We start from the raw sequence: 26,314 nt of genomic DNA on the forward strand, positions 1-26,314 counted from the left end.
CAGTGCCCAGCAACACGAAACCCGGCACTGCGATCCTGGCCAGGGCCGTGGCGCGCAACGGCCGGCGCCTCTGGACCGGCACCGGCCTGTCCGGCATCTATCAGCTCTGCGCCGCCCTCGTGCCGGTGTTCATCGGCGTCATCGTCGACCGCGCGGTGGCCACCGGTGACGTGACCGCCCTGCTGACCTGGGTCGGCGCCCTCGCCCTGCTCTTCCTGGTCCTCGCGGTCACCTACCGTTACGCCGCCCGGTTCCTGCAGCGGGCCATCGCCGAGGAGGGCCACCGGCTGCGGGTCGAGGTCGCCGCCCGGATCCTGGACCCGCGCGGCCTGCGGACCGACCGGCGGGCCGGTGACCTGCTCGCCGTGTCGACGATCGACGCCGACTACACCTCGTACTTCCTGGACCACATCCCGCGGATCGCCAGCGCCCTGATCGCGGTCGTGGTCAGCGCGGTCACCCTGCTGCTGATCTCGCCGCCGCTCGGCCTGATCGTGCTGATCGCCACCCCGATCGTGCTGGCCGTGCTCAACCTGACCGGCCCGCTGATCAGCCGCCGGGTCGCCGACCAGCAGGAACAGGCCGGGCGGGCCAGCTCACTGGCGACCGACCTGGTCACCGGACTGCGGCCGCTGCGCGGCATCGGCGCGCAGAACGCCGCCGCCGACCGGTACCGGGTGGTCAGCCGCCGGTCGCTGGACGCCACCCTGCGCGCGTCCCGCACCACCAACGCCTACCTGAGCGGCTCGACCATGCTGAGCACCCTGCTCGCCGGCGGCATCGCCATCGCGGCCGGCTGGTTCGCGCTCACCGACCGGATCACCGTCGGCCAGTTCATCACCGTGATCGGCTCCGCGCAGTTCCTCATCGAACCGTTCGGCACCCTCGCCGTGGTGCCCAGCTGGGTGGCCGCCGCCCGGGCCGCCGCGGACCGGGTCGCCTCGGTCGTCACCGCCGGGCTGATCCTGCCCGCGGGCGTCGCCGACCCGTCCGGCGACACGTGCGACCTGCGGCTGGCCGGCGTCACCCACGGTTCGCTGGCCGGCCTCGACCTGCACGTGCGGCCCGGCGAGTTCGTCGGTGTCGTCGCCCACCGGCCCGCCGACGCCGAAGCGCTGGTCACCGTCTTGTCCATCCCGGACGGGTACGCCGGCGACATCCTGCTCGGCGGCGAACGCCTCGAGTCCGTGGACCGTTCCCGGGCCCGCCGGCTGCTGCACGTCGAACCGCACCGCACCGACCTGTTCACCGGCACCCTCGCCACCAACATCGACCTCGCCGCGACCGGCGGCGACGACCTCACCGCGGCACTGCGGGCGGCCGCCGCCGACGGCGTCACCGACCTGCACGCCGACGGACTCGGCGCCCCGGTCAGCGAACGCGGCGCGAACCTCTCCGGCGGCCAGCGCCAGCGCGTCACCCTGGCCCGCGCCCTGCTCGCCCGGCCACCGCTGCTGGTGCTGCACGACCCGACGACAGCCGTGGACGCCGTGACCGAACAGGCCATCGCCGACGGCATCCGCGCCCTGCGTCACGGCCCCGGCACCGGCTTCGGCACTGTCGTCATCACCACCAGCCCGGCACTGCTCGCCGCCGCGGACCGGGTCGTCGTCATCGGCGACGGCGTGGTCACGGCCGAAGGCCCGCACGCCGCGCTCAGCGCCGGCGACGACACCTACCGACGGACGGTTCTGCGATGAGTGCCCTGCTGCTGCCGGTGGCCGAACCCCGGGAAAGCCGTGCCTGGCTGGGCGCCGAGCTGCGGGCCCGCAAGGGCGCGACGGCCCTCACCCTGCTCGCCGGGGCGGTCGCGGCCGCGGCGTCGACGGTTCCGGCGTACGCGCTGGGCCTGCTCGTGGACCGCATCCGCGGCGGCGGCGACACCGGCGCGATCCTCCCGATCGCGGTGACCATCGTCGTCGCGGCGATCGTCGGCGGCGGCGCCACCGGACTCTCCGGATATCTGATCAGCCGCCTCGGCGGGCGGATCCTGGCCGGGCTGCGCGAGCGTACCGTCGGCACGGCCCTGCGCCTGCCCGCGCAGGTCCTCGACCGGGCCGGCCGTGGCGACCTGCTGTCCCGGGTCGGCGCGGACATCACCGCCATCGACAAGGCCGTCTCCGACGTACTGCCCGGCATGATCTCGGCGGTGCTGCTCGCCGTCTTCAGCCTCGCCACCATGGTCGGCATCGACTGGCGGCTCGGCCTGGCCGGGGCGGTCGCGGTGCCGCTCTACACCCTGGCGCTGCGGTGGTACCTGCCGAAGGCGGCACCCTCCTACGCGGCGGAACGGGTGGCCATCGCCGCCCGCTCCCAGCTGTTCGTCGAAGGCATGCAGGGACTGCGAACCGTCCACACCTACCGCCTCGAGGACCGGCACCTCGCCGACATCGAGGGCGCGTCGGCCCACGCCCGGGACATCTCGGTTCGGGTGTTCGCGCTCTACACCCGCTTCGTGGGACGCATCAACCGGGCCGAGCTGACCGGACTCGCCGCGGTGCTGGTGACCGGGTTCCTCCTCGTACACCAGGCAGATGTCTCTGTGGGTGAGGTGTCCGCGGCGGCCCTGCTGTTCCACCGGCTGTTCAACCCGATCGCCATGCTGATGGTCACCTTCGACAAGGCCCAGGACGCCGGGGCGAGCCTGGCCCGGCTGGTCGGCGTGATCGGCATGGAGACCGAGGACCGGTCCTCGGGGCAGGCCGCCGCCGGACGGGACCTGGCCCTCGACGACGTCAGCTTCAGCTACGACGGCACCGCCCCGGTCCTCAACGGCGTGTCGTTGCGCGTCGCCCCCGGCGAGTTGGTCGCCCTGGTCGGCTCGACCGGCGCGGGCAAGACCACCGCGGCGTCGCTGGCCGCGGGCATCCTGCGCCCGGAGAAAGGCCAGGTCACCGTCGGTGGCATCCCGGTCGCCGACCTGACCGCCCAGACGATCGCCATCGTCAGCCAGGAGACGCACGTCTTCGCCGGCCCCCTCGCGGAAGATCTGCGCCTGGCCCGCCCCGCCGCCACCGACGACGAGGTGACCGCCGCCCTGGACCGGGTCGGCGCGCTGACCTGGGCACGTTCCCTGCCGGACGGTCTGGACACGGTGGTCGGCGACGGCGGTTTCCAGCTGACGGCGGCCCGCGCACAGCAACTGGCCCTGGCCCGGGTGGTCCTGCTCGACCCGCCGGTCGTGGTCCTGGACGAGGCCACCGCCGAGGCGGGCAGCGCCGGAGCCCGCGACCTCGAGTCGGCGGCCACGGCGGCGCTGCAGGGCCGGACCGCGCTGGTGGTCGCCCACCGGTTGACGCAGGCCGCGGCCGCCGACCGCGTGATCGTCATGGAACACGGCACGATCGTCGAGGACGGCCCACACGCGGAGCTGGTGGACGCCGGGGGCCGCTACGCCCAGCTGTGGTCGGCCTGGTCCTCCCGCGCCACCTCCTGACCGTTTCCCGCACCCCTCCTGGTGTACGCGCCAAGCACCGTCCCGCCGCCCACCAGACCCCGAACCCTTACTCTGCGGTATCGCCGGGCTCACGGTCGGATGCCCTTTCCACCGGAACGGGCGTGCAGGGAGCCGAGCAGCGCGAGCGCCTCGGCCGAGCGGCTGCCGGGTTCGGGCTGGTAGACGACCAGGAGCTGGCCCGCCGCCCCGCGTACGTCGAAGGACTGCGACACGAGGGCGAGCGGCCCGACGTCGGGGTGCTGCAGTTCGGTGGCGTCCTGGGTCTTGCCGTACACGGTCGGCGACGCCCACAGCGCGGCGAACTCCTCGCTCTCCGCGCGCAGCGAACCCACCACCTCGTACAGGCGGGGGTAGTCCGGGTAGAGGCCACCGGCGTGGCGCAGCCCGGCCACGATCGACGCGGCGAACCGGTCCCACCGCCGGAAGAACCGCCGGGCGGCCGGGTCGAGGAACGTCATCCGGGCCAGGTTGCCGGCCGTCGCGAATGTCTCGAACGCAGCGAACAGCGCCTCGGCGAGCGGGTTGGCCGCCATGACGTCCTTGGCCGGGTTGAGGACGAACGCGGGGGCCGCGGTGTACCCGTCGAGCAGGTGCCGCAGCGGCCGGGTGACCGTCTCGCGGGGCGCCGGCCGACCGTCCGGGACCGCGCCGGCCAGCCGGTACAGGTGTTCCCGGGCCGGGCCGTCCATCCGCAGGGCGTTCCCGATCGCCGCCAGCACCTGCGGTGACGGGCTGCGTTCGCGGCCCTGCTCCAGCCGCGCGTAGTAGTCGCCGTTCATGCCGGCCAGGGCCGCGACCTCCTCGCGCCGCAGCCCGGCGACCCGGCGCCGCCCGTACGACGGAAGATCCACGTCCTCGGGCCGCAGCCGGGAGCGGTGGGCGCGCAGGAACTCGCCGAGGTCGTTGCCGGTCATCCCCCGAGGCTAGGGTCTGCCCTGTCGCGGTGCCGGGGTACGTCACGTCCTGGTTGGCGGACCGCCGCCGGTACACGCTGGCCGCATGACTTCCCCCACCATCCTCATCACCGGGGTCAGCAGCGGCCTCGGCCAGGCCATCGCCGTCGCCGCGCTGGACGCCGGCCACACCGTCGTCGGGACCGTCCGCACAGACGCCGACGCGGCCGCCTTCGAGGCCCGGCACCCGCAGCGGGCACAGGCCCGGATCCTCGACGTCACCGACGACGACGCCGTCTTCGCCGCCCTGCGCGACGTCCCGGCCGACGTGCTGATCGCCAACGCCGGGTACGGGCTGGAGGGCACCTTCGAGGAGACCCCGCTGTCCGCCCTGCGCGCCCAGTTCGACGCGAACGTCTTCGGCGCCGCCGCGACCATCCAGGCCGTGCTGCCGTACATGCGCGAACGTCGCCGGGGCCACATCCTGGCCGTCACCTCGATGGGCGGGCTGGCCGGCTTCCCCGGCGTCTCCGCCTACTGCGGCAGCAAGTACGCCCTCGAAGGCATCCTCGAATCCCTCGGCAAGGAGGTCGCGGCGTTCGGCATCCACGTCACCGCGATCGAACCCGGTTCGTTCCGCACCGACTGGGCCGGACGGTCGATGACCCGGGCACCGCGGACCATCGCCGACTACGACGACCTCTTCGGCCCGATCCGCGAGGCCCGCCGCGACGCCAGCGGCCGGCAGCTCGGCGACCCGGCCCGCGCGGCGGCCGCCGTCCTGCACATCCTGGACGTGCCCGAGCCGCCCCGCCATCTGATCCTCGGATCGGACGCGCTGACGGTCGTCCGCGCCGGCCGGGCCGCCGTCGACCACGACATCGCCACCTGGGAGCGGCTGTCCCGCTCGACCGACTTCCCGGCCGACGCCCCGGCGGGTCCGTCAGCGGCATCGTGACGGTGATACGCCGACGCGGACCCGCGGGCCGTCACCCGCGGCGCTCGACGCACTGGAGGACGCCATCGATCAACTGTCTCTCCCTGCCGGCCCACCAGCGCGACACTGCGTCCCTGCGAACGGCTCAGTCGATGTCGGAACGTGTCCAGATCCAGACACGTTTCGTGGTCAGGGTGCGAAGCCCATCCGCGTGGTGATTTCGGGCGCGCTGGACGCCCCAACTCACCACACCCGTGGCGGTGTGGTGAATACGGGCGCGCTGGACGCCCCAATTCACCACACCCGTGGGGGCGTGGTGAATACGGGCGCGCTGGACGCCCGAAATCACCACGCCGTTGTGGGTGTGGTGAATACGGGCGCGCTGCGCGCCCCAAGTCACCACACCCGTGGGGGTGTGGTGTTTTCGGGTGGTCAGCGCGCCCGAAGTCACCACGCAGGCAGACCCTGACTGCGAAGGTGTCTAGACCTCGGGTTCCCAGGCGAAGAGCTGGTCGAAGATGCCCGCATCGCCCTCGACCCGCAGGGCCTCCGCCGGGATCCGGCCGTAGAAGAACATGACCAGCTCGTTCGCGGTGCCCCACGCGGCGACGTCGGCCTTCTCGTCATCCTGGAGCCGGGCGACACGGGCGCCCTCCGCGGAGAGCCGGACGCGCCAGGAACGGCCCTCGGTGGCGTGGTAGTCGACGACCGCCGGCTTGTGCGGCCACCGGCCGGTCGTCGCGCAGCAGGTGGTCAGGAATTCGTCGACGCCGTCGAGCGCCACCTCGGTGGGCAGCGGCTGCGGGGCGCCCACCGTGACCTGGGCGTCGTACGCGTGCACGGCGAACTGCTGGAGCTGGTGCCGGGCGACCGAACGGCTCGTCTGCGGCGACTGCGACGCGCCCCACCAGGTCCAGCAGGCACGGTCCGGTCCGGCCGCCCGCAGCGCGTCGAGCAGTTCACGCACTGAGGCCGCGTACCAGGAAATCAGGTCTTCTCGATCCTGAGGAACCGGCGGGACGGACACGGGCGCGGGGCCGTCGGCGGGACCCGCGGCGACGGTGGCGGCCCACTGGTGGCGTCCCTGCCCCAGGTGCTGCACCAGGTCGAACAGCGTCCACTCGGGGCAGGTCGGCACCTGCACGTCGAGGCTGGGCGCACCGGCAACCGCGGCTTGGAAGGCGGCCGATCGTTCGTCCATCAGGCGCAGCAGGTCGGCGTACTCCACAGTCTCTTCCACCGGGGCTTTCTACCATCACCCGCCGCCGCCCGACACCGGGTTTTCGCCGGAGAACCCACGGGCGGCGAACAGGGACCGCTCGCCGGCGTTACGGGTCATCGCCGCCGCCCGGCGGAACTCCGCGCGCGCCTCGGCGTCCCGGCCCAGTTTCGCGAGCAGGTCGCCGCGGACCGCCGGCAGCAGCGGATAGCCGGGCAGCGCCAGGGTGTCCACGATGGCGAGCGCGCGGCCGGGGTCGCCGGCGTGACTGATCGCCACCGCCCGGGTTCCGCCGGGGCGAGACCGGCCAGGATCCGTCCGAGTCGCAGCGCCTCCGTGCACAACGCGGGCCGCATCCAGTCGTCGCCGCCGGTCGCCGCGTACCCCGCATTGAAGATCAGATAGACGACTTCCAGGACCGACGCCAGCAGCGGAACCGAACGCCGCCCCTTGCCGGCGGTCAGCGCCCGGCCCAGTCCGGCGGCCGCGGCGACGGTCATCAACCCGGTGAGGATGAAGTTGGTGACCTGGATCCAGCCGAGACTGCAGTTCGCGAGCAGGCTCCACGAGTGCCGGTCCAGCGCGAACCCGTCCCGGGTCAGCGCCTGGGCCAGGCTCACGGTCACGTAGAACGGGCCGGCGAGGACGCCTTACCCGAGCAGTGACCGGGTGATCCGATCGGCGGGCGAGCAGGGCGGCGCACCTGCGGTGGTGATGGTCGACGTGGTCTCCTTAGTTCGTAGTTCCTACCCGAACCTCGAACGGCAGACCCCGCCGCGGACACCCCACGACAATCTTTTTCTGGTACGCGGCAAAGCCCTGCTCCGGACCGCCGCCCAACGCCGGTTCGCCTCTGCGAGGGGATGACGGGTGGTCAGGACGCGCGGTCGGGCAGCGGGTGCTGGCGGGTCCAGCTGGCCCAGCCCCGCTTGCGCAGCAGGGCCCGCAGCGTCGCCGCCCGCGGGTCGGCCTCGTCGGCGAGTGAGTCCAGCAGGTGGTGGGACAGGTCGTCCTCGCTGACCACCACGCCCGCCTCGTACGCCTCCTGCAGCAGCGCCACCATGATGTCGGCCACCTCCTCCAACAGTGCCTCGTCGACGGTTGCGGCGTCGTGCACCTCGGACAGGATGCGGTAGAGGCGCACCATCCGCGGATCCTCCAGCTCGGCGAACTTGGCCGGCATCCACTTGCGGACCTCGTCCGGCCAGCGGGCCGCCATCAGGATCCAGCCGTCGCGTTCGCCGTCCACGATGCGGTCGGACGCCCCGATCTCGCGGAGCCGCCGCAGGTAGGCGACGACCTCCGGCGGCAACGCCATGCTGTCGCCGGCGGCCAGCTGGGCGATCTGTTTGCGGCTCGTCTCCAGCCGGGTGATCTCCGACGACAGCCGGTCGTCGATGCGCTGCACCGCCGCCGCGAACGTCGCCTCGTCGGCGTCCAGCAGCGACGAGATCTGTGACAGCGGCACCCCGGCGTCGGCCAGCGTCCGGATCCTGATCAGGGACACCACGGCGGTCGCGCCGTAGCTGCGGTAGCCCGAGGAGTCCCGCTCGGGTTCCGGCAGCAGTCCGATCTGGTGGTAGTGCCGCACCGCGCGCACCGTGACGCCCGCGTAGGAGGCCAGCCGGCCGATCGTCAGCATCGGATCAGGAGATCCGGCGCCGGTAGACCAGGGTGGCGGACAGGTAGGCGACGACGAGAATTCCCACGCACCACGCTAACGCCGTCCCGAGCCCGTCGCCTACCGGCTGCCCGGCGAAAAGATTCCGGATGGCGTCCACGATCGATGTCACGGGCTGATTCTCGGCGAAGGCCCGCACCGGGCCGGGCATCGACGCGGTGGGCACGAACGCCGAACTGATGAAAGGCAGAAAGATGAGGGGGTACGCGAAACCGCTCGCGCCGTCCACGGATTTCGCGGTCAGTCCGGGGATCACCGCGAGCCACGTCAGAGCCAGCGTGAACAGGGCCAGAATGCCGCCGACCGCGAGCCACGCCGTCACGCCCGCACCGCTGCGGAATCCGATCAGCAGCGCCACCGCGATCACCACCAGCACCGAGATCAGGTTGGCGATCACCGACGTCAGCACGTGCGCCCACAGCACCGACGGCCGGGCGATCGGCATCGACTGGAACCTTTCGAAGATGCCGCTCTGCAGATCGAGGAAGAGCCGATACGCCGTGTACGAGATCCCGGACGCGATCGTGATGATCAGGATGCCCGGCAGCAGGTAGTCGACGTACTCCCCGGCACCGGCGTCGACGGCGCCGCCGAACACGTACACGAAGAGCAGCAGCAGGGCGATCGGCGTGATGGCCGTGGTGATGATGGTGTCCGGGCTGCGCAGGATGTGCCGCAGGGAGCGGCCCAGCAGCGCCGTCGTGTCGCCGAGGAAGTGTCTCATCGCCGGCCCCCGACCAGGGTCAGGAACACGTCCTCCAGGGTCGGCTGCTTCTCCACGTACTCGATCTCGGCGGGTGGTAGTAGTTCGCGCAGGTCGGCGAGCGTGCCGTCGACGAGGATCCGCCCCTCGTGCAGGATGGCGATCCGATCGGCGAGTTGTTCCGCCTCCTCGAGGTACTGGGTGGTGAGCAGCACGGTCGTGCCGCCGGCGGCGAGGTCCCGGACCATCTGCCAGACCTCGAGGCGCCCCTGCGGGTCCAGTCCCGTCGTCGGCTCGTCCAGGAAGATCACCGGCGGGTTCCCGACCAGGCTCATCGCGATGTCCAGCCGGCGGCGCATCCCGCCGGAGTACGTCGCCGCCCGCCGCCCGCCCGCCTCGGTCAGTGAGACGCGGCCCAGCATGTCGTCGGCGGTGGCGCCGGGATCGCGCAGGTGCCGCAGCCGGGCCGCCAGGACGAGGTTCTCCCGGCCGGTGAGGATCTGGTCGACGGCGGTGAACTGTCCGGTGAGGCTGATCGACTCGCGCACGTCCGCGGCCTGCGTCACGACGTCGAAGCCGTTGACGCGGGCGCTGCCGGCGTCCGGGCGCAGCAGGGTGGACAGGATCCGGATCAGGGTGGTCTTGCCCGCGCCGTTCGAGCCGAGCAGGGCGAAGATGCTGCCCGGCGCCACGTCGATGTCGACGCCGCGCAGCACCCGTACTTCCTTGAAGGACTTCTCCAGGCCGCGTACCTCTATCGTCATGCCCGCAAGGATGCGGGCCTGACGCTGCGTCAGGGTCAAGCGGCAATTCTCATCGGACTGTCTGTCAGCGGGTTACCGCGATCCGCGTCGACCGGGCGCGGCCGGGCCGGGTGAATCCGCGGACGTCCGTGCGGTCGCCGCTGACCCGGGTGACGACGGTGCGCTCGCCGCCCGGGGACCTGGCGACGGTCCGGCGGCGCAGACCCGGATGGCGGGTCTCCCACGCCTCCCGGACCTTGCTCGGCAGGTGCAGGTCGCGCCACACCTGCCGGAGCAGCGCCGGGTTGATCAGGTCCTCGACCTCGTTGCAGCAGGACGCCTCGCAGAGGATCTGCTGGTACGCGTTGCGGCACTGGACGGGGTCGGCCAGGTCGTACCGGCGGCGGCTGGGGTGGCCGGCGGCCATGTGGTGCGGCACCTGCAGGATGCCGACGCTCTGGCCGTGCATGCCCTCGATGGTGGTGGGGACGGACGGGGCCCGGCCGGCGGCGCTGCGGTTCTTGCGGCCGTCGCGGGCGGCAACGTACGACATGCCGTTCAGGCTAGGCGTGCACCCCGGCCGGCCCGGCGGATTCGGCGCTACCGGTGACCGGTGGTGCAGCGTTCACCCGATGTTAAGGATCACCCGGTCGTAGCGGGTCAGCGGATGCCGCCCGTCGGCGGTGCCCTCCAGGATGATCGACACGGTCTGCCCCGGCCGCGCCTCAGCCGGGATCGTGACGGTCACCCGGTCGTCCGAGCGGGCGGACAGCGTGACCGCGCCCGGGAACGTGCCCTCCTCCCGGTACTGCCACCAGCGCAACGCCACCCGGCGCCCGGTGACCTCCGACTTGAGGACGACCGACCCGCCGGGCGCGACCGTTCCGGAACCGCCGAGGATCCGCACCCGCGGCGGGTAGGCGCCCGAGCCGGACGGGGCGAGCGTCCACCGCATCCGGGCCGCGAAATCGTATTGGGCGGCCGTCGCCCAGCGGGTCGTGGAATCCACCGGAACAAGCCGCCACAGATTCGGCTCGGTCGATACCTGACGGGCCTGCCCGCCCCACCCGCCCAGCGACGGATCGCTCGGATCACGCAGGCCGGTGTCGAGCAGCGGATGGAACACCGCGGTGTCGCCCTCGGACAGGAAATCGTAGGGCGCGAGCGGCTTGCACCATCCGCCGGCCGCCGCCTCCGGATCCCCGAAAACGTCGAGCGGATCACCGGCCATCGCCTGCCCGTCCAGCCACGAACGGTACAACGATCCCAGCGGCCCGATCTGAATGTTGCGCCGCAGCCAGGCGCCGCCGAACAGATCCCCGCGCGTATTCCCCCGGCCGTCGTCGCAGTTGTACCCCCAGGTCGCGTACCCGCCGGACAGGTCCGTGACTCGAATCCGCGGCCAGTGCGGGGCGATGTATCCGGCATACGTCTCGTCCTGGAATCCGCTGGCCAGGATCACCGCCTTCGCCGACACCGCGGCCCGCACGGCTGTCCATTCGGCGGTCCCGGAAAACCGTTCCTCGATGGACCGCAGCGCCCGCGCGATGGTGTTCGTCCCGCCCCAGGCCTGCAGGTACAGCGGCCGGGAATCGTCGTCGAGCAGCAGATCCCGGATCAGGTCGGACCCCGGGGTGTCGGACGCCATCTCCCCTTCGAACGCGATGTTCCCGACCGCGATCAGCGACGCCAGCCTCTCCGGACTCGGATAGTTCCTGTCGTGATCCTGCAGATTCTTGACGACTTTCGCGTACGCCGGAAGCACCTGATCCTGGATCGTCCGGACCCCGGTCCACCGCCACGACGTCTGCGGCGTCCCGTATTCGCGACCGGGAAGGAAGAAGGTGGTGCCGGCACCGTCCCCGGCCCAGTGGAACCGGCTGCTGGTGTAGACGATCCCGACCGTGTCGAGCTCGTTCGTGTAGAGCAGGTACCGGATCAGCGACGCGAGATCGTCCTGCTCCATGTCGGTCGTGACAACGGTCCGCATCAATGGTGTCGCGTGCACACTGCCCTCCCGCACCGGGGAACTGGTTCCCGTCATTCTGGCGCACGACGTAGAAGAACTCGAATATTCAGCCCCGTCAGGTGGACACGATTGTCGGCCGCCCGACACCGCCCACCGCCGGATCCGACGTTCGGAGCAACCGGGCCCGCCGTGCGTGGGGGCAGCCGTGCCCCTTCGGTCCGTAGACGACCGACGGCAGAGCCCCTGAGGCCGGCCGAAAGTCGTCCTGCTCGGTCGGCCCGTCACGCCGTGAAACGGCGGCGGTAGTCGGCCGGGCTGACACCGAGGTGGCGGTGGAACAGGGCCCGCATGTTGGCCCCCGTGCCCAGTCCGGCCCGGCGGGCGATCGCGTCCATCCCGTACCCGCCCTGCTCGATCAGGCGGCAGGCCAGGGTGACCCGCTCCACCGTCAGCCAGGCCAGCGGGGTGGTGCCGAGCTCGGCCCGGAACCGGCGGTGCAGGCTTCCGGCGCTCATCCCGGCCTGGCCGGCGAGGTCCGCGACCGTGATCGGCTCGTCCAGGTGCTGTTGCGCCCAGGTGATCACCGCGCCGAGGGACCGGTCCGCGACCTCGGGCACCGGACGCTCCACGAACTGACGCTGACCGCCGGCACGGTAGGCGGCGAAGACGAGCCGGCGGCTGACATGGTTGGCGATCTCCGCACCATGGTCGCGCCGGACGATGTGCAGCCCGAGGTCGAGGGCGGCGGCACTGCCGGCCGAGGTCAGCAACTCGCCGTCGTCGACGAACAGGACGTCCGGTTCCAGCTTCACCCGGGGGTACCGCTGCCGGAACTCCGTGGCCAGATCCCAGTGGACCGCGGCGCGGCGCCCGTCGAGCAGGCCGGCCTCGGCGAGGGTGAACGCACCGGTGCACAGGCCCACCAGCCGGGCACCCCGGGCATGGGCCCGGCGGAGGGCTGCCAGCAGGACGGGGCGGGAGGCGGTTTCCACGTACGGCCGGTTCGGCACGATCACCGTGTCGGCCCGGTCGATCTCGTCCAGGCGCCCCACCGCGGTCATCGCGAACAGGCCGTCGCGCATCGGCGTCGACGTGCGGGGAGCGGCCAGCCGCAGGTCGTACAGCTGAAATCCGACTTCGGGCCGGAGCGGGCCGCCGAAGATCTCGCACGCGCAGCCGACCTCGAACGGGTTGGACTGGTCGTCGACGACGAGGACGACCCGATGTGAGGATCCTTGCGGCATCGGTCATTTCTAGCAGCGTCGCCGCTCCGTCCCGGCCTTCATGATCAGTACATGCTGACAAAATTCGCGGTGGCCGACGAGGCCGCCGGACTGACCGAGTTCTGGTCCCAGCGGGTGCTCGCCGCCGCCAACGGCAACCTTCTCAAGGTGGCCAAGGGGACCCGTTCGACGACCTGGCACTCCCACGACGATCAGGACGAGACGTTCCTGCTGCTGGCCGGGCGGATGACGATCCAGCTCCGGGACGGCGACGTCCCGCTGGGCCCCGGCGATCTGCTGGTCGTCCCCCGCGGCGTCGAACACTGTCCCCGAGTCGACGGCGACGAGGCCCACTTCCTGCTGATCGGCCCCGACGTCACCTCGACGGCGGCCGGCGGCAAGCCGGACTGGAGCCGCGCGTCATGAGCCGCTGATCGGGCCCACGTCGACATCGCCGGACGCGGGACCACCGGCAAACTCCTGGTGATTCCTTGAACATAGGGTTCGCGGCGTGAGCGGATTCCTGGACGTGACACTTTCCCGCGTACCCCCGGGATTTGAATTCTTTGAGCCTTTGCAGGCGCTGTTCGCGTGGGTCGACGAACAGGGGCTGGCGACGACCGCCCGCAACGGTGAACTGTACGGTTCGCTGAGCGACGACTACCTGATCGGGACGCAGGTCGAGCTTCGGGGCTACACCGCGGAGGAGACCGCCTCCTATGCGGAATCGTGGTTCGGTGACGCCGCGGGGAATCCCGGAGCGCGGTTGTGGCCGTTCGTGCAGACCGGCGGCGAAGGGTCCGTCGGCGCGCTGTGGCTCGACGACGACGGGCGGACGCGCATCGTTCACCTCGGTTCCGGCAGCGGCTCGATGATGACGTGCGTGCTCGCCGACAACGGGCTGGACTTTCTGCGGCTGCTGGCGATCGGCTACGAGGACATCTGCTGGAACAAGGAATTCGCCGCACCGCCCCAGGTGCACCGCGAGGGCGGTGACCCGGTCAACGCGCCGTTCCGGGACTGGCTGTGGCGCACCTACGGGGCGACGGCCCCGGCGATCGCGCTGGACATCGTTCCCGAGCCCGCGGAGATGGGCGACGAGGACACCAAGGATCCGTTCTGCCGGTGGATCGACGGTTTCGAACCGCCGGACCCGTGGTGATGCCCTTCCCGATGTCGTTGAGCGGGCGCGCACAGCGGTTCCTCGACGAGCACGCCGTGCGTTCGCCGATCTCCCTGGACGACCCGGGCCGGTGGTACGAGTGCGCCGACGCCGCCGGCACCGTCGTTCCCGGACCGGCGGACGGACTGGACCGTCTGGTCGAGTTCGTCCGCCGGTTCGGCGGACTGGCCTTCTGCGACGGCAGGCTGCCCTGCGACGGCCTTCACCGGCATCGCTACGAGTTCGACGACTCCGTCTCGTCGGGCTGGGACGAACTCGGCGACGGCGACCTGGTGGCGACCGTCGGTTCGGAGGAGGGCGGCCATCTGTTGACGATGAGCTGGGCGACCGGGCGGATCGGTGTGGTGTCGCCGGATTGCTGGATCGCCGACAGCGCCACCAACCTGATCGAGTCCTGCGCCGTCGGGCAGAGTATCCAGGCCGACCGGTCGTGGACGGAGGCGGTCCCGGTGAACGGCAGGGGCCCCGGGTGGGGGTTGGAGGGCCTACCGTCGGAGGCGTTCCGCGGTGCGGTGGCCGAGGTCGTGGAGGCGTCGAGCGAGTGGAACCGGTGGTACCTCGACGATCAGGTCGCGGTCCACGGCTGGCGGGTGACCTACGAGCCGCAGCGTTCCGAGGCCGTCATGGCGTGGTACCGCGGCGACAACGGCCGCCGCCGCATCGAGGCGGTGACCGGCGCACTACGGGATTAGGCGATGGAGGACACCGGTGATGACCGAGTGGCGGGGGCACGCGGCGGCGCTCGCCGCGGATCTGGTGCGGGCCGGGGCGTTGACGCCGGACTGGCGGGCCGCGTTCGAGCAGGTTCCCCGGCACCTGCTCGTGCCGCGGTTCTTCGACGACGACGGTGAGATCGTCAGCGGCGACGATCGGGACGGGCGCGGGCGCTGGCTCGCCGCGGTCTACTCGGACGTGGCGCTGACAACCCAGATCGAGGATTCTCCGGGTACGGGACCGGCCTGGCCGACCAGTTCGTCCACGCGGCCGAGCCTGATGGCCCGGATGCTTGATCTGCTCGCGATCGCCGGCGGGGAGCGGGTTCTGGAGATCGGCACCGGCACCGGGTATAACGCGGCGCTGCTCAGCCACCGGCTCGGCGCCGACCGGGTGACCAGCGTCGACGTCGACTCCGGCCTGGTGGACACGGCCCGGCGGCGGCTCGCGGCGTTGAAGATCTTTCCTCATCTGTACGCGGAGGACGGCGTCCACGGATCTCCCGGCCGGGCACCCTACGATCGGGTCATCGCCACCTGCGGGGTGTCCGCGATTCCCGCCGCCTGGATCAGGCAGTTGAGCCTCGGCGGGGTGATCGTGGCCGACGTGCGGGGCGGGATCAGTTCCAGCCTCGTCGTCGCGCGCAAGACCACCGGCCACGCGGTCACCGGACGGTTCACGGCGGAGGCCGGGCACTTCATGTGGATGCGGTCGCACGCGATGCGCGACGGAGGCGGGACCTTCGACTTCGACGGCCCGCACACCGGCACGACCGGCATCCCGCTCGCCGACTTCGGTCGCGACGACTTCCGGTTCGTTCTGCAGCTGGCGATCCCGGACCTCGCCGCGATCGGGGGCACCGTCCGCGACGGCCGGGACGGGGTCTTCCTGGTCGCCGGCGACCGCTCCTGGGCCGAGGTCGGCCTGCCCGCCGGCGGCCGGTCGGCGGTCGCCTTCGGTGGGCCGCGGGCGTGGTGGCCGGACGTCGCGGACGCCTGGGAGTGGTGGAACGCGCGGGGACGGCCCGGTATCGCCCGCTTCGGGTTCACCGCGCGCGACGACGGGCGCCACACCTTCTGGGTCGACGAGGAGGACGGTCTGTTTCCGCGTACAAAATCGGTGGTCTGATCGGGGTGGGGTTTCGATAATGGGCGGATGGTCGAACGCTTCAATCCCGCGACGGTGCACGCGCCGGACGGCTACAGCCATGTGACGATCTCCGAGGTGGGGCGGCTCGCGCACCTCGCCGGGCAGTGCCCGGTCGACCTGGACGACAAGGTGGTCGGAGCGCCGGGTGACTTCGCCGCGCAGACGGAGCAGGTCGTCGTGAACTGTCTTGCGGTCCTCGAAGCGGCCGGCGCGAAACCGTCCGACGTGGTCCGTTCGGTGGTCTACGTGGTCAGCCCCGACAGTCTCGTCCTGGGCGGGGTGTGGGCGCAGCTCATGGCCTCGCCGCTGGCGGACGCCTTCACCACGGCGAGCACCCTGCTGGGGGTGGCGTCTCTCGGCTACTCCGGGCAACTCATCGAGATCGACCTCACGGCGGCGCTGCCGTCCTGAGCGGGGGGAATGCCATGGCGGCACCGGAAGTCCGGGTGGGCACGGGAACACTGCGCGGCTCCTGGGAGGGCGGGGTCGCCGTGTTCCGCGGCATCCCGTACGCCGCTCCCCCGGTCGGCCCGCACCGGTTCGCCGCGCCGCAACCCGCGCAGCCGTGGGACGGGGTCCGGGACGCCACCGCGTTCGGGCCGCCCGTGCCGCAGGCGGAGGCGACCGGGGCCGGCGACGATTGCCTGACCGTCAACGTCTGGTCGCCCGATCCCGGGCCGGGCGCGGGACTGCCGGTCATGGTCTGGATCCACGGTGGCGCCTACGTGATCGGGAGCGCGTGCCGCCCGGAGTACGACGGCCGTCTCCTCGCCGCCGAGGGCCACGTCGTGCTGGTCACCCTCAACTACCGGCTCGGGGTGCAGGGGTTCGGTCACGTCGACGGCGCCCCGGCCAACCGGGGGCTGCTCGACCAGGTCGCCGCCCTGGAGTGGGTACGCGACGCGATCACCGCGTTCGGCGGAGATCCCGGCCGGGTCACGGTCTTCGGGGAGTCGGCGGGCGGCGGTTCGGTCGCCGCGCTGCTGGCCATGCCCCGCGCGGCCGGACTGTTCCAGCGGGCCATCGCGCAGAGTGTGCCGGGCACGTTCTTCTCCGCCGAGCTGGCCGCCGCCATCGCTGCGAACCCGGACGCGCCCGCCGAGCGCTGGGGTGCCGCCGGATACCGCGACATCCGCATCGCCCCGGTGATCGACGGCGACGTGCTGCCGACGAGCCCGTGGGAGGCCACGCTCGATCCGGGCGTCACGCTGCTGGCCGGGCACACCCGCGACGAGCAACGGCTGTTCACCGCGATGTCCGGCCTGCTCGGCGAGGTCACCGCGGAGCAGGCCGCCACCGCGCTGGAGATGCTCGCGCCGGACGGCGGCCGGGGTTACCGCGAGGCGTTCCCCGGCGCCGCCCCGGAACAGCTTTTCGAGATCGTCGGTTCGGACTGGTTGTTCCGCATGCCGACGATCCATCTCGCCGATAATCAGCTCAAGGTCAACGGCACCGCTTTCGTGTACGAGTTGAGCTGGCCCGCCCCCGGACTGGACGGCGCTCTCGGCGCCTGTCACGGGCTCGACGTCCCGCTGGTGTTCGGCAACCTGACAGGCACCCAGCCCGCGATGCTGATCGGCGACCCACCCGGCGACGACGCGATTGCCCTGTCCGCACGGATGCGGGCCGCCTGGACCGCGTTCGCGGCCCACGGCGACCCGGGCTGGCCCGCCTGGAGCGCCGGCGAGCAGCTCACCCGCGTTTTCGACACCGTCGACGTCGTCACCGCGTACCCGGAAAGGATCTCTTATGGTCTGTGGCGGGGGCACGTCTTCCGCAACGGGTGACTCAGACGTCGGCGATCCGCCAGATCTGGGTGCTGCCGGAACTGCGGGGCTGGGTCGTCGCGCGGAAGTCCTGGGCGCTGGACAGGGAGGCATCCAGGTAACGGCCGCTGCTGACCTGCTGCAGTTCGTAGAAGCCGCCGCCGTAACTCCACAGCCGCCACCGCTGGGTCGCGTCGCCCTGCGCCGGGCGGGTGACGACCCGGTAGAACTGGCTGGCGACCTCGTGCGCGTCCAGGTACCGGCCGCTGCTGACCTGCCGGAGGGTGAACTCGCCGGTGCCGAGGTCGGTCAGCACCCAGCGTTGGGTGCTGTCGTTCTGGAACGGCCGGGTCACCACGTTCCAGTCGCGTTCCTCGATCTCGTGGGCGTCCAGGAACCGTCCGGCGTCGTTCTGGGACAGGGTCACGGTCCGGGTGGCGAGGACGGCCGCGGACACCGGCGTCACCGTGCCCACCGTCGTCCCGGCCGCCGCCGCAACGACGGTGAGCAGTGCGAGCAGTCGTTTCATGAGGTCCTCCCGAGGGTGTGGTGGCGGTTCAGCATGGTGATCGCCCCGGCCGTCATGTCGGCGATGACGGTGGCGGCGTCCTTGACGGCGTCGATCAGGCCGACGCCCTGCCCGGACAGCAGCGGCATCTCGTCCAGGTCGCCGGTGGTGGCCCCGCGCACCGGCACGACATCGGTGTAGCGGCGCAGCTCGATGTCCCGGCCGCCGAGGACGGTGTGGCCGATCACCGGGCGGTCGCCGCCACCGTCCGGGTGCTCGTCGGTCACCCGGTTGCGCAGGACGCGCATCGGGTTGAAGTCCGGGGTCTCCGGACCGAACAGTGAGGTCCGCACGGTGGCGGTGGCGGGCGCGGCGACCAGCCGTCGTTTGTAGCCGTCGTGGGCGCCGGACTCGCCGGTGGCGACCAGCCGCGTGCCGATCCACACGCCGTCGGCACCCAGCATCAGGGCCGCCGCCAGACCGCGACCGTCGGCGATGCCGCCCGCGGCCAGCACCATGGCCGGGGCGACCGCGTCCGCCATCAACGGCACCAGCACGAACGTGGGAAGCGTCGCAAGACTGTGCCCGCCGGCCTCCAGCCCCTGAGCGACGATCACGTCCACCCCGTCGCCGGCCGCCCTACGGCCGTCGTCGACCGTGCCGACCTGCTCGAAGACGCGGATCCCGGCGTCGTGCAGCCGGTCGATCCAGCGCCGGGGCGGGTGACCCCAATGGAACGAGACAGCCGGCACGGCCGCCCCGCACAGCACGTCGACGTGCGCGTCGGTGGCGAACGGGGTGATCAGGTTGACGTGGAACGGGCCGCCGGTCCCGGCCCGGATCGCGGCGACCGTGGCGGCCACCTCCGGCGCGGGCATCAGTCCGACGCCGAGCGCACCCATCGCCCCGGCGTTGCCGACCGCCACGGCCAGGTCCGGCGCCGACGCGACGAACGCCATGCCGGCCTGCACGATCGGTATTCGCAGGCCGTACCCCTCGGAGAATCTGGTGGTGATCCGCATGATTCTCACGGTGTCGGATCGTGGGCGCCGGGGTGTCGCAGGGCGTGCGGCCGGAGTTGCATGGCGTGCGGAAGTCAGGCACCGGACAGGGGGACGTATGCCGCAGACCTGGTCCACCCGTGAGGTTGCGCCGGCCCGGCAGTTCGGTCACTGGCGCGAGATGATCTGCCAGGCGTTCCTGGCGCTGACCCCGGAGTCGGAGCTACGCGACGGATTCGCCGGTTCCGTCACGCAGTGGCCGCTCGGGGCACTGTCGATCGCCCGGATCGCGTCGCAGCGCCAGCGCGTCGACCGTGACCTCGACGGCGGCGGCTCACCACCAGGCTTCTACGCGAACCTGCAGCTCACCGGGGTGAGCACGATGCGCCAGGCCGGGCGGCTCACCGTGCTGCACCCCGGTGACGTGGCGGTCGTCGACACCACCGCGCCGTTCACGTTCGGGTTCGGCGACGACTTCCGGCAGCTGTCGTTCTTCGTGCCCGGCCGGCTACTGCGGGCGCAGGTCAGCGGCCCGGTCGCCACCGCCACCCGGATCCCGACCACGTCCGGGGTCGGTGCGGCGCTGCGGCATCTGCTGACCGCCCTGCCCGGCGGTTCGCCACGGCTCGCCCCGCACGCCGCCGCGCTGCTGGCCCTGGCACTGTCCGAACCACCGGCTGCCGCGGCACGGCGGGCGCCGCGCAGTCACGCCCGCGCGGTCGCCGACATCGAGGAACACCTGACCGACGACGACCTGTCACCGCCGGCGACGGCCCGGCGCCTGGAGATCTCGGTACGCTCGGTGCACGCCCTCTTCGCCGGGCAGCCACTGTCGTACGCGGCGACCGTACGCCGGCTGCGCCTGGACCGCGCCGCCCGTGACCTGCGCGACCCGGCCCGCGCCCACCTGCGCGTGGCGGACATCGCCGCCGACGCCGGGTTCGCCGACGTGACCGCTTTCCATCGCGCGTTCCGCCGCGAGTTCGGGCATTCCCCCGGCCGGCTACGACCCTGACCAAACCCTGGTGACGGCTGCGCCGGGTGCCGTAGCGTCGGATGTCATGCCTACTGTCGTGGACTTCGGCACCGTCTCGACCACCGGCCTGGAGTCGTCACCGGTCGCGGACGCGCTCGCCGGCCTGCGGGCCAACGAGGCCCGCTACTTCAAGACGAAGTACGACCACGTGTTCACCGTGTCGCCCGCCGCGGAGGTTCCGGAGGTCGTCGAGTGGGTGCACGGCATCCTCGCCGACGAACGCGGGCTGGTCATCGCGTCCCGGCCCCTGGAGGCGACCGCCTTCCAGGTGGAGAACATCAGGATGGCGTACGTGTTCTACGAGAGCGGCCTGTCGATCAACGTGATGTACACGCTCGACGACGGCGGCAAACGCGCTGTCGGTTTCAAACTGTCCGACGGCATGGATGTTCCGGAGGAGCTGGGCGGGTTCAAGTTCGCCCGGCAGAAGTCGAAGCTGGCCGGCACGATCCGCGGCTCCTACTTCGTCATCAAGAAGGAGCACTGACGATCTGCCGGGCCAGGGCGACGAAGTCCTCCCACTCGGATACCGCCGCCTACGTTCCTGGAGCTGGAACGCGGAGCCGGCGGCGTTCGCGGCCGACCGGGCACACCGCTCGAGAGACGCGATCGTGTGGTGACCGAAGGCACCACACGATCGTCGCCCCAGGAACGTGGCACACTCGCCGCGGTGATCGCACTCAGGAGGCGGTGCCGAACGGGTTGTTGATGAGATAGCGCCAGCGACCGTCGTCTCCCCTGCGAAGCACATCGGCGGCTGTCCCGGCCAGGTTCAGCGGGTAGCCCTGGCGGGCGGTGCCCCGCATCGACCAGTCGACGACCGACAGGGCGATGTCGCCCGCGACATAGAGGTGCCGGGTGTCCGCGACCATCGGGACGCCGAATCCGAGCAGATGCTCGTACGCGGCCAGGCGCTCGGCCGTACCCGTCAGTGGTGTTCCCGGTTGAGGGATGAGAATCGCACCGGGCTCGTAGAAGCGGTCCACGATGGCACTCGACCCGGCGGCGAAGGCCGCGCTGTAGGCGGCCACGTGCCGGGCGGCGTCGACCTCCGGAAGCATGGCGGTGTCACGAGGGGGCTGCTGTGCATCTGTCATGCCCGACCAGCATAACTCCGGACCGGCCACGTCACTGCTCGCGCCACTCCTCCACGGTCTCCTCGAGCAGGTCCCGCAAGGACTCGGACAGCAGATCCGGCTCGGCCGTCAGGTGCGGGATCGACGCGGGGCGCTCGTTCGTCAGCTCCGGCGCGGCCAGCATGGTGAACGCGGCCTGCCGGGCGGCGACCCGGATCTCCGGGTCCGGGTGAGCGAACTGGGTGGTGACGGCCCGGTACCACTCGGGGATCAGCGCGTAGCAGTCGTCGATGGCCGGGTCCTCCTCGACGTCCTCGGCGCCGGCGAACTCGACGGCGTTGGCCGCCACGTCGTCCAGCCACTCGAGCAGGTCCGCCCGGATCGGGGTGGTCCGTTCGTCGGTGAGGATCGCGGCCACGTACCGGGCGGCCGGAGCGGTCGCCGGATACACCGAACCCTGATGGGTCACCGTCGTGTACAGGAAGTGCAGGGCAGCGGTGCGCTCCTCCGGCCCGGCGCCGAGCAGCGCCGCGAGGTGCGCGGGAACGTCACCGGCGGGCCCGTGCGCATGTTCCAGTCCGGCCCAGTCAGTCCCGTGAAGAATGTCGATCACAAGCGGTCATGATAGGTGGGCCAGCCACAACCAGAGGGTGAGCATCACGACGCCGCCCAGGATGCCGGCGACTGCCCGGCGCCACGGTGGTTCCACTGTCACTCCCCGCTGATCAAGTTGGCTGCCGGACGATATCGCCGCCCGGCGGCCACCCGGCCACACGCGGGTGAACAGTGGTCAGCGCCGCCAGTCGTGCCGGGGCGGGATGAGGATGTCGTAGACGTCGCCGGGGCGGTTCATCGTCTTCATGTCGGCGACGACGTCCCGCAGCAACGACGCCGGCCCGCCCGTGGTCGACCGCGCGGCGGCCATCCGGCGAGGCTAGCCGGGCCGCGCCCGGAACCCGCGAAGCCCGGCCCCGACAGGCGGGCTCTCACCCGGGGAGTCGAGACGGCGCGGTCCCCGTCAGTGACCGGCGACGTCCGAGTCGACCACGGCGGATTCGCCCTGGTCGAGGTCGTTGAGGGCGGCCATCTGCGCGTCGGTGAGGGCGAAGTCGTACACGTCGAGGTTCTGCCGCAGGCGCTGCGGGTCGGCCGACTTCGGCACCGCGGTCAGGCCGGTCTGCAGGTGCCAGCGCAGCACCACCTGGGCCGGGGTGCGGCCGGTCTCCTCGGCGATCGCGCCGACCTCCGGCAGGTCGAGCACCCGGACACCCTGGCCGCCGATCGGCGACCAGCTCTGCGTGACGATGCCGTACCCGGCGTGGAAGGCGCGGGACGCGGCCCGGGTGGACGCCGGGCTGAGCTGGATCTGGTTGACGTCCGGGGCCACCCCGGTCGCCGCGATGATCCGTTCCAGGTGGGCGGGTTTGAAGTTGCTGGTGCCGATCGCCCGGACCAGGCCGGACTCGAGCAGCTGGACCAGGCCCTCCCAGGCTTCGACGTACCGGTCGTGTCCCGGGTTGGGCCAGTGGATCAGCAGCAGGTCGAGGTATTCCAGACCGAGGGTGTCCAGGCTGTTCTTCGCCGCCTCGGCGACCAGGTCGCGTCCGTGCCACTCCTTGTTGAACTTCGACGTCACGAAGATGTCGCCGCGGTCCACACCGGCGGCGCGCAGGCCCCGGCCGACGCCGCGCTCGTTGCCGTACGCCTGCGCGGTGTCGATCAGCCGGTAGCCGGCGGTGAGCGCGTCGGCGACCACCCGTTCGGCCTCGTCGTCCTTCAGCGGCCAGGTGCCCGCGCCGATCCGCGGCATCTCGGCGCCGTGCAGCAGTGTCACCGTCGTACTGATCGCGTCATTCGTCATGATCCTCAGCCTACGTACCGGCGGATCCCGTCGGCCACGACATCCGGGCCGGTGAACGGCACGTCGTGTCCCGAGTGCGGGGCGAGGACGTGCCGTCCGGCCGGTACGCGTGGGAGGTGTCCGTCCCGGCCCGGGGCTGGACGGGACGCCGTCGTCGCCCCTCGTCAGCGGCGGATGTTGTGGTTGATCCGGAACAGGTTGGCGGGATCGAAGTACTTCTTGATGTCGAGCAGCCGGTCCCAGGAGTCCGGGGCGAAGGCCGCGCGGACCGCCGCCGGGCCGGTGTCCTCGGTGCTCTGGAAGTTGGCGTACGCCCCGCCGGTGCTCCACGGCGCCATCCGCTCCAACAGTCGCCGCTGTGCCTCCCGGATCCGTTCGGCGTCGCCCGGGACCGGGGCGGGGATGCTCGCGGTGAACAGGCAGTAGGCGGCGTCCTGCCGGTTACCGACCGCGGCGGGCACCGCCGGCGGGCGCTGCAACGCCCCGCCGAGCAGCCGGATCTCGGTCATCATCAGGTCGTCCTCCGGGGCGGACAGCAGCGTGTCCAGCGCCTGCCGGGGCAGGTCGCGCAGCAGCGCCGACCGGTCGATGCCGGCGCCCGGCTCGGTCGGGTCGTTGTGGATCGTCGCGGTGGCGGTGTACGGCATCTCCGCCACCGTGTCCTGGAACGCCGGTGCCGCCGCGCGCAGCGGCGCGATCAGTGCCGCGCCCTCCTCCGTGCTGCCCAGGAAGGCGATCCGCACGTGCAGGATCAGCGGGTCGCCCGGCAGCCGGAGCAGGCAGAACGACGTGGACAGGTTCTCCGGCACGGTCGGCGCCCACTGCCGCCACACGTCGAGCACCGCCGGCGCCTGCGCCTCGGTGAAGAACAGGCCGCCGCCGTACAGGCGGCTGATCGGGAACAGGCCGAACTCCAGGGCGGTGACGACGCCGAAGTTGCCCTTGCCGCCGCGGGCCGCCCAGAACAGGTCAGGTTCCCGGTCGGCGGTGACGTGGCGCAGCTGCCCGTCGGCGGTGACGATGTCGAACGCCCGGACGTGGTCGGCGCCGAATCCGCGGGTCCGCCCGAACACCGGGCTCAGTCCACCGCCGAGGGTGAAGCCGACCGTCCCGACCTGCGGCGACGATCCGGAGATGCCGGCCAGGCCGTGGACCGCGGCGGCCGGGATCACCTGGTCCCACCGGACGCCACCCTGGACGCGGGCGGACCGGCCGGGCGCGTCGACCGTCACGCCGGACATCCGCCGGGTGGTGATCATGAGGCTGCCGTCGGCGGAGACCACCGCGCCGTGGCCGGTGGTGTGCACGGCGACGGCCAGGTCGTGGTCGGCGGCGAAACGGACCGCGTGCTGGACGTCGGCGGGTCCGGTCGCGCCGACCACCAGGGACGGCCGGTGCGGCAGGGTCAGGTTGAAACCGGCGGTCTCCACGGCGTAGGCGTCGTCGCCCGGGGTGAACACCGGCCCGGCGATCAGGTCGGCCAGCCGGCCGCGGGCCGCAGGTGAGAGCGAAGTCATGCGTTCAGCACACCGGCCGGGCGCCGATCTCCGGTTGACATGCGGTTGACGGCCGCGATCGTGTGACGGATCCGCAGCAGTCCCGGGCCGGGGTCCACGCCGAGACGGTCGGCGAGCAGGTTCCGGCCGTCGTCGAAGGCGGCCAGCGCGGCGGCCGGCTGCCCGGACCGGGTCAGGGCCAGCATCAGCAGTTCCCGGGGGCGTTCCAGCATCGGATGCCGGGCGACCAGGATCCGCAACCGGGCCAGGGCCGGGGCGGGGTCGTGGCCGGGGGCGTCCAGGGCGGCGGCGAGGGCGTCGAGTTCGGTGGCGAACCGCAGTTCGCGCAGCATGCCCCGCTGGGCGGCGGCGAACTCACCGGGCACCCCGCCGAGGGGCTCGCTGCCACGCCACAGTGCTCCGGCCGTACCGTAGAGGGGCAGTGCGGCGGCAGGCCGGCCGGCACGCCGCAGGGAGGCCGCCCGGGTGACCAGGTCGCGGTGCACGCCGAGATCGATGCGGTCCGGGGCGATCGCGGCGGTGTATCCGCCGGAGGTCCCGGTGACGGTGGCGGCTCCCAGCGTCTTGCGCAGCCGGGAGACGTACGTGCGGACGACCGCCCCCGCCCCGGCCGGAGCCCGGGTGCCCCACACCACGGCGACGAGTTCCTCGACGGCGACCACCGCGCCCGGGCGCAGCAGCAGCGCGGCCAGTAGTGCCCGCTGTTGCGGGGTACCGACCGGCAGCGGCACCCCGTCGCGGACCGCGCCGAGCGGACCGAGCAGGGTGAACCGGAGGTCGGTGGCCGCGGCCCGGTGCGGCTTGCGCACCGGCGGCACCGGCTCCGGGGCTGCGGGTGTCGCGGGTAGCAGGGCCGGGTCGGCGGTCAGGATCCGGTGGTGCAGCGCGCGCAGTCCCGGTCCGGGTGTCAGGCCGAGTTCGGCGCGCAGACGCCGCTGGATGTCACGGAACCCGGCTAGCGCCTCGGCCTGCCGGCCGGAGCCGTAGAGAGCCAGCATGGACAGTTCCCGGAACCGTTCGTGCAGCGGGTGCTCGGCGACCAGCAGCGCCAGTTCGACGGTCTGCGCGGCGTGCCGGCCGAACTCCAGGTCGAGGGAGATCCGGTCGGCGAGGGCGAACAGCCGGGCCTCGGACAGCCGGGCGCGGTGGGCGGTGACGTGCTCACCGGGAAGTCCGGCCAGCGGGCAGCCCTGCCACAGATCAAGGGCTTCGACCAGTGCGGTGTACGCGGCCCGCGGGTCCCCGTCGCGGCGGGCGATGTGCGCGGCCGCCACCCGGCGGCGGAACACCGTCCAGTCGGCGGCCTCGGCGGGCAGCCGCAGCACGTAGCCGCCGGCCAGTGACCGGATCGGCGAGGCGGCGCCACCGAGCACGCGGCGCAGCCGGGAGACGTACGTGCGGATCGTCCCCACCGCGGTCGGCGGCGGGTCCTCGCCCCACACCGCGCGGATCAGTTCGTCCACTGTGGCGGGTGTTCCCTCGCGCAGCAGCAGCGCGGCCAGGACCACCTGTTGCTGGGGACCGCCCAGGTCGGCCTCCGTCCCGTCCTGCCAGGCCCGTACCGGGCCGAGCAGCGAGAACCGGAACATCGTCATGTCATCCCCCGTCTGTGTGACTGTCCTTGACAGGAGATCGCGGTGGCCGGACTGTCGGCTTCTGTATCGCGACTGCATCGGGA

General features: G+C 72.1%; 29 protein-coding genes. 11 read left to right on the forward strand and 18 right to left on the reverse strand.

Going from position 1 to position 26,314, the window contains the following annotated elements; translation table 11 throughout:
- The first annotated feature begins 2 nt into the window (after nt 1-2).
- Both WH85_RS08130 and WH85_RS08135 read left to right on the forward strand, forming a co-directional pair.
- Entirely contained in the window at nt 3-1,700 is a 1,698-nt protein-coding gene (locus WH85_RS08130) for an ABC transporter ATP-binding protein (protein WP_045741092.1), read from the forward strand.
- The gene (locus tag WH85_RS08135; protein ID WP_045741093.1) at nt 1,697-3,436 is read left to right on the forward strand and encodes an ABC transporter ATP-binding protein; all 1,740 of its coding nucleotides are present in this window, start codon (nt 1,697-1,699) and stop codon (nt 3,434-3,436) included. Before WH85_RS08130 ends, WH85_RS08135 begins: the two co-directional genes overlap by 4 nt.
- Nucleotides 3,437-3,525: 89 nt before the next feature.
- On the opposite strand, the gene WH85_RS08140 is transcribed toward WH85_RS08135, so the two are convergent.
- A complete protein-coding gene (locus WH85_RS08140; RefSeq protein ID WP_045741094.1) occupies nt 3,526-4,371 on the reverse strand; it encodes a helix-turn-helix transcriptional regulator in 846 nt (281 codons plus the stop codon).
- An 85-nt stretch (nt 4,372-4,456) separates the two neighbouring features.
- On the opposite strand from WH85_RS08140, the gene WH85_RS08145 reads away from it, so the two are divergent.
- A complete protein-coding gene (locus tag WH85_RS08145; RefSeq protein ID WP_045741095.1) occupies nt 4,457-5,308 on the forward strand; it encodes an oxidoreductase in 852 nt (283 codons plus the stop codon).
- Nucleotides 5,309-5,432: 124 nt separating this feature from the next.
- Here the strand turns inward: WH85_RS08145 and WH85_RS50205 are convergent, their stop codons facing one another.
- The 9 genes from WH85_RS50205 to WH85_RS08190 form a co-directional block, all read right to left on the reverse strand.
- Nucleotides 5,433-5,741, reverse strand: coding sequence for a hypothetical protein (locus WH85_RS50205; protein ID WP_157410885.1), 309 nt, complete (start codon nt 5,739-5,741; stop codon nt 5,433-5,435).
- 27 nt (nt 5,742-5,768) lie between these two features.
- The gene (locus WH85_RS08150) at nt 5,769-6,527 is read right to left on the reverse strand and encodes a maleylpyruvate isomerase family mycothiol-dependent enzyme (RefSeq protein WP_045741096.1); all 759 of its coding nucleotides are present in this window, start codon (nt 6,525-6,527) and stop codon (nt 5,769-5,771) included.
- Between the two features lie 95 nt (nt 6,528-6,622).
- A complete protein-coding gene (locus WH85_RS53975; RefSeq protein ID WP_211275309.1) occupies nt 6,623-7,132 on the reverse strand; it encodes a DUF6596 domain-containing protein in 510 nt (169 codons plus the stop codon).
- A gap of 248 nt (nt 7,133-7,380) precedes the next feature.
- Nucleotides 7,381-8,148, reverse strand: coding sequence for a MerR family transcriptional regulator (locus tag WH85_RS08165; protein ID WP_045741099.1), 768 nt, complete (start codon nt 8,146-8,148; stop codon nt 7,381-7,383).
- 4 nt (nt 8,149-8,152) lie between these two features.
- Entirely contained in the window at nt 8,153-8,911 is a 759-nt protein-coding gene (locus WH85_RS08170; RefSeq protein WP_045741100.1) for an ABC transporter permease, read from the reverse strand.
- A complete protein-coding gene (locus WH85_RS08175) occupies nt 8,908-9,654 on the reverse strand; it encodes an ABC transporter ATP-binding protein (protein ID WP_045741101.1) in 747 nt (248 codons plus the stop codon). Before WH85_RS08175 ends, WH85_RS08170 begins: the two co-directional genes overlap by 4 nt.
- A gap of 64 nt (nt 9,655-9,718) precedes the next feature.
- The gene (locus WH85_RS08180; RefSeq protein WP_045741102.1) at nt 9,719-10,186 is read right to left on the reverse strand and encodes a hypothetical protein; all 468 of its coding nucleotides are present in this window, start codon (nt 10,184-10,186) and stop codon (nt 9,719-9,721) included.
- A gap of 72 nt (nt 10,187-10,258) precedes the next feature.
- Nucleotides 10,259-11,677, reverse strand: a complete 1,419-nt coding sequence (locus WH85_RS08185; RefSeq protein ID WP_045741103.1) for a DUF1593 domain-containing protein — start codon at nt 11,675-11,677, stop codon at nt 10,259-10,261.
- Nucleotides 11,678-11,883: 206 nt separating this feature from the next.
- Nucleotides 11,884-12,846: a GlxA family transcriptional regulator gene (locus WH85_RS08190; protein WP_045741104.1), complete on the reverse strand. Its 963-nt coding sequence runs from the start codon at nt 12,844-12,846 to the stop codon at nt 11,884-11,886.
- A 51-nt stretch (nt 12,847-12,897) separates the two neighbouring features.
- Here WH85_RS08190 and WH85_RS08195 point away from each other — a divergent pair, with 51 nt between their 5' ends.
- From WH85_RS08195 to WH85_RS08220, 6 genes are all read left to right on the forward strand, one after another.
- The gene (locus WH85_RS08195) at nt 12,898-13,251 is read left to right on the forward strand and encodes a cupin domain-containing protein (protein ID WP_045741105.1); all 354 of its coding nucleotides are present in this window, start codon (nt 12,898-12,900) and stop codon (nt 13,249-13,251) included.
- Between the two features lie 85 nt (nt 13,252-13,336).
- Complete coding sequence (locus WH85_RS08200; RefSeq protein ID WP_045741106.1) at nt 13,337-13,987, forward strand: hypothetical protein; 651 nt, start codon at nt 13,337-13,339, stop codon at nt 13,985-13,987.
- Nucleotides 13,981-14,700 (forward strand): hypothetical protein, encoded by a 720-nt coding sequence (locus WH85_RS08205; RefSeq protein WP_045741107.1) that lies wholly within the window; start codon nt 13,981-13,983, stop codon nt 14,698-14,700. Before WH85_RS08200 ends, WH85_RS08205 begins: the two co-directional genes overlap by 7 nt.
- A gap of 19 nt (nt 14,701-14,719) precedes the next feature.
- Entirely contained in the window at nt 14,720-15,850 is a 1,131-nt protein-coding gene (locus tag WH85_RS08210; protein ID WP_045741108.1) for a methyltransferase domain-containing protein, read from the forward strand.
- Between the two features lie 27 nt (nt 15,851-15,877).
- Nucleotides 15,878-16,282 carry a RidA family protein gene (locus WH85_RS08215; protein ID WP_045741109.1) on the forward strand — a complete coding sequence of 135 codons (405 nt, stop codon included), beginning with the start codon at nt 15,878-15,880 and terminating at the stop codon, nt 16,280-16,282.
- A gap of 14 nt (nt 16,283-16,296) precedes the next feature.
- On the forward strand, nt 16,297-17,658 hold the full coding sequence (locus tag WH85_RS08220) for a carboxylesterase/lipase family protein (protein WP_045741110.1): 1,362 nt from the start codon (nt 16,297-16,299) through the stop codon (nt 17,656-17,658).
- Between the two features lies 1 nt (nt 17,659).
- Here the strand turns inward: WH85_RS08220 and WH85_RS08225 are convergent, their stop codons facing one another.
- Nucleotides 17,660-18,166 (reverse strand): RICIN domain-containing protein, encoded by a 507-nt coding sequence (locus tag WH85_RS08225; protein WP_045741111.1) that lies wholly within the window; start codon nt 18,164-18,166, stop codon nt 17,660-17,662.
- Nucleotides 18,163-19,167, reverse strand: coding sequence for an NAD(P)H-dependent flavin oxidoreductase (locus WH85_RS08230; RefSeq protein WP_045741112.1), 1,005 nt, complete (start codon nt 19,165-19,167; stop codon nt 18,163-18,165). The genes WH85_RS08225 and WH85_RS08230 overlap by 4 nt, the downstream gene beginning before the upstream one ends.
- A 97-nt stretch (nt 19,168-19,264) precedes the next feature.
- Here WH85_RS08230 and WH85_RS08235 point away from each other — a divergent pair, with 97 nt between their 5' ends.
- Nucleotides 19,265-20,161 (forward strand): AraC-like ligand-binding domain-containing protein, encoded by an 897-nt coding sequence (locus WH85_RS08235; RefSeq protein WP_045741113.1) that lies wholly within the window; start codon nt 19,265-19,267, stop codon nt 20,159-20,161.
- A 46-nt stretch (nt 20,162-20,207) separates the two neighbouring features.
- Nucleotides 20,208-20,669: a hypothetical protein gene (locus tag WH85_RS08240; RefSeq protein WP_045741114.1), complete on the forward strand. Its 462-nt coding sequence runs from the start codon at nt 20,208-20,210 to the stop codon at nt 20,667-20,669.
- A gap of 193 nt (nt 20,670-20,862) precedes the next feature.
- Here the strand turns inward: WH85_RS08240 and WH85_RS08245 are convergent, their stop codons facing one another.
- The 6 genes from WH85_RS08245 to WH85_RS46800 form a co-directional block, all read right to left on the reverse strand.
- Entirely contained in the window at nt 20,863-21,279 is a 417-nt protein-coding gene (locus WH85_RS08245; RefSeq protein WP_245673857.1) for a YybH family protein, read from the reverse strand.
- A gap of 31 nt (nt 21,280-21,310) precedes the next feature.
- Nucleotides 21,311-21,871: a hypothetical protein gene (locus tag WH85_RS46795; RefSeq protein ID WP_052720250.1), complete on the reverse strand. Its 561-nt coding sequence runs from the start codon at nt 21,869-21,871 to the stop codon at nt 21,311-21,313.
- A gap of 177 nt (nt 21,872-22,048) precedes the next feature.
- Nucleotides 22,049-22,183: a hypothetical protein gene (locus tag WH85_RS53690; protein WP_281179048.1), complete on the reverse strand. Its 135-nt coding sequence runs from the start codon at nt 22,181-22,183 to the stop codon at nt 22,049-22,051.
- Nucleotides 22,184-22,276: 93 nt separating this feature from the next.
- Complete coding sequence (locus tag WH85_RS08255; RefSeq protein WP_045741116.1) at nt 22,277-23,119, reverse strand: aldo/keto reductase; 843 nt, start codon at nt 23,117-23,119, stop codon at nt 22,277-22,279.
- A 164-nt stretch (nt 23,120-23,283) separates the two neighbouring features.
- Complete coding sequence (locus tag WH85_RS08260; protein ID WP_045741117.1) at nt 23,284-24,636, reverse strand: FAD-binding oxidoreductase; 1,353 nt, start codon at nt 24,634-24,636, stop codon at nt 23,284-23,286.
- A complete protein-coding gene (locus WH85_RS46800) occupies nt 24,633-26,231 on the reverse strand; it encodes an AfsR/SARP family transcriptional regulator (protein WP_052720251.1) in 1,599 nt (532 codons plus the stop codon). The genes WH85_RS08260 and WH85_RS46800 overlap by 4 nt, the downstream gene beginning before the upstream one ends.
- Between the last annotated feature and the right edge of the window lie 83 nt (nt 26,232-26,314).

The sequence above is a fragment of the Actinoplanes rectilineatus genome, from assembly GCF_000962825.1.
In the GTDB taxonomy this organism is placed as follows: domain Bacteria; phylum Actinomycetota; class Actinomycetes; order Mycobacteriales; family Micromonosporaceae; genus Actinoplanes; species Actinoplanes rectilineatus.

Coding starts and splice junctions, on each gene's coding strand:
- WH85_RS08135 (WP_045741093.1), top strand. CDS start 1,697: ATGAGTGCCCTGCTGCTGCCGGTGGCCGAACCCCGGGAAAGCCGTGCC.
- WH85_RS08140 (WP_045741094.1), bottom strand. CDS start 4,371: ATGACCGGCAACGACCTCGGCGAGTTCCTGCGCGCCCACCGCTCCCGG.
- WH85_RS08145 (WP_045741095.1), top strand. CDS start 4,457: ATGACTTCCCCCACCATCCTCATCACCGGGGTCAGCAGCGGCCTCGGC.
- WH85_RS08165 (WP_045741099.1), bottom strand. CDS start 8,148: ATGCTGACGATCGGCCGGCTGGCCTCCTACGCGGGCGTCACGGTGCGC.
- WH85_RS08170 (WP_045741100.1), bottom strand. CDS start 8,911: ATGAGACACTTCCTCGGCGACACGACGGCGCTGCTGGGCCGCTCCCTG.
- WH85_RS08175 (WP_045741101.1), bottom strand. CDS start 9,654: ATGACGATAGAGGTACGCGGCCTGGAGAAGTCCTTCAAGGAAGTACGG.
- WH85_RS08180 (WP_045741102.1), bottom strand. CDS start 10,186: ATGTCGTACGTTGCCGCCCGCGACGGCCGCAAGAACCGCAGCGCCGCC.
- WH85_RS08185 (WP_045741103.1), bottom strand. CDS start 11,677: ATGACGGGAACCAGTTCCCCGGTGCGGGAGGGCAGTGTGCACGCGACA.
- WH85_RS08190 (WP_045741104.1), bottom strand. CDS start 12,846: ATGCCGCAAGGATCCTCACATCGGGTCGTCCTCGTCGTCGACGACCAG.
- WH85_RS08195 (WP_045741105.1), top strand. CDS start 12,898: ATGCTGACAAAATTCGCGGTGGCCGACGAGGCCGCCGGACTGACCGAG.
- WH85_RS08210 (WP_045741108.1), top strand. CDS start 14,720: ATGACCGAGTGGCGGGGGCACGCGGCGGCGCTCGCCGCGGATCTGGTG.
- WH85_RS08215 (WP_045741109.1), top strand. CDS start 15,878: ATGGTCGAACGCTTCAATCCCGCGACGGTGCACGCGCCGGACGGCTAC.
- WH85_RS08220 (WP_045741110.1), top strand. CDS start 16,297: ATGGCGGCACCGGAAGTCCGGGTGGGCACGGGAACACTGCGCGGCTCC.
- WH85_RS08225 (WP_045741111.1), bottom strand. CDS start 18,166: ATGAAACGACTGCTCGCACTGCTCACCGTCGTTGCGGCGGCGGCCGGG.
- WH85_RS08230 (WP_045741112.1), bottom strand. CDS start 19,167: ATGCGGATCACCACCAGATTCTCCGAGGGGTACGGCCTGCGAATACCG.
- WH85_RS08235 (WP_045741113.1), top strand. CDS start 19,265: ATGCCGCAGACCTGGTCCACCCGTGAGGTTGCGCCGGCCCGGCAGTTC.
- WH85_RS08240 (WP_045741114.1), top strand. CDS start 20,208: ATGCCTACTGTCGTGGACTTCGGCACCGTCTCGACCACCGGCCTGGAG.
- WH85_RS08245 (WP_245673857.1), bottom strand. CDS start 21,279: ATGACAGATGCACAGCAGCCCCCTCGTGACACCGCCATGCTTCCGGAG.
- WH85_RS53690 (WP_281179048.1), bottom strand. CDS start 22,183: ATGGCCGCCGCGCGGTCGACCACGGGCGGGCCGGCGTCGTTGCTGCGG.
- WH85_RS08255 (WP_045741116.1), bottom strand. CDS start 23,119: ATGACGAATGACGCGATCAGTACGACGGTGACACTGCTGCACGGCGCC.
- WH85_RS08260 (WP_045741117.1), bottom strand. CDS start 24,636: ATGACTTCGCTCTCACCTGCGGCCCGCGGCCGGCTGGCCGACCTGATC.
- WH85_RS46800 (WP_052720251.1), bottom strand. CDS start 26,231: ATGACGATGTTCCGGTTCTCGCTGCTCGGCCCGGTACGGGCCTGGCAG.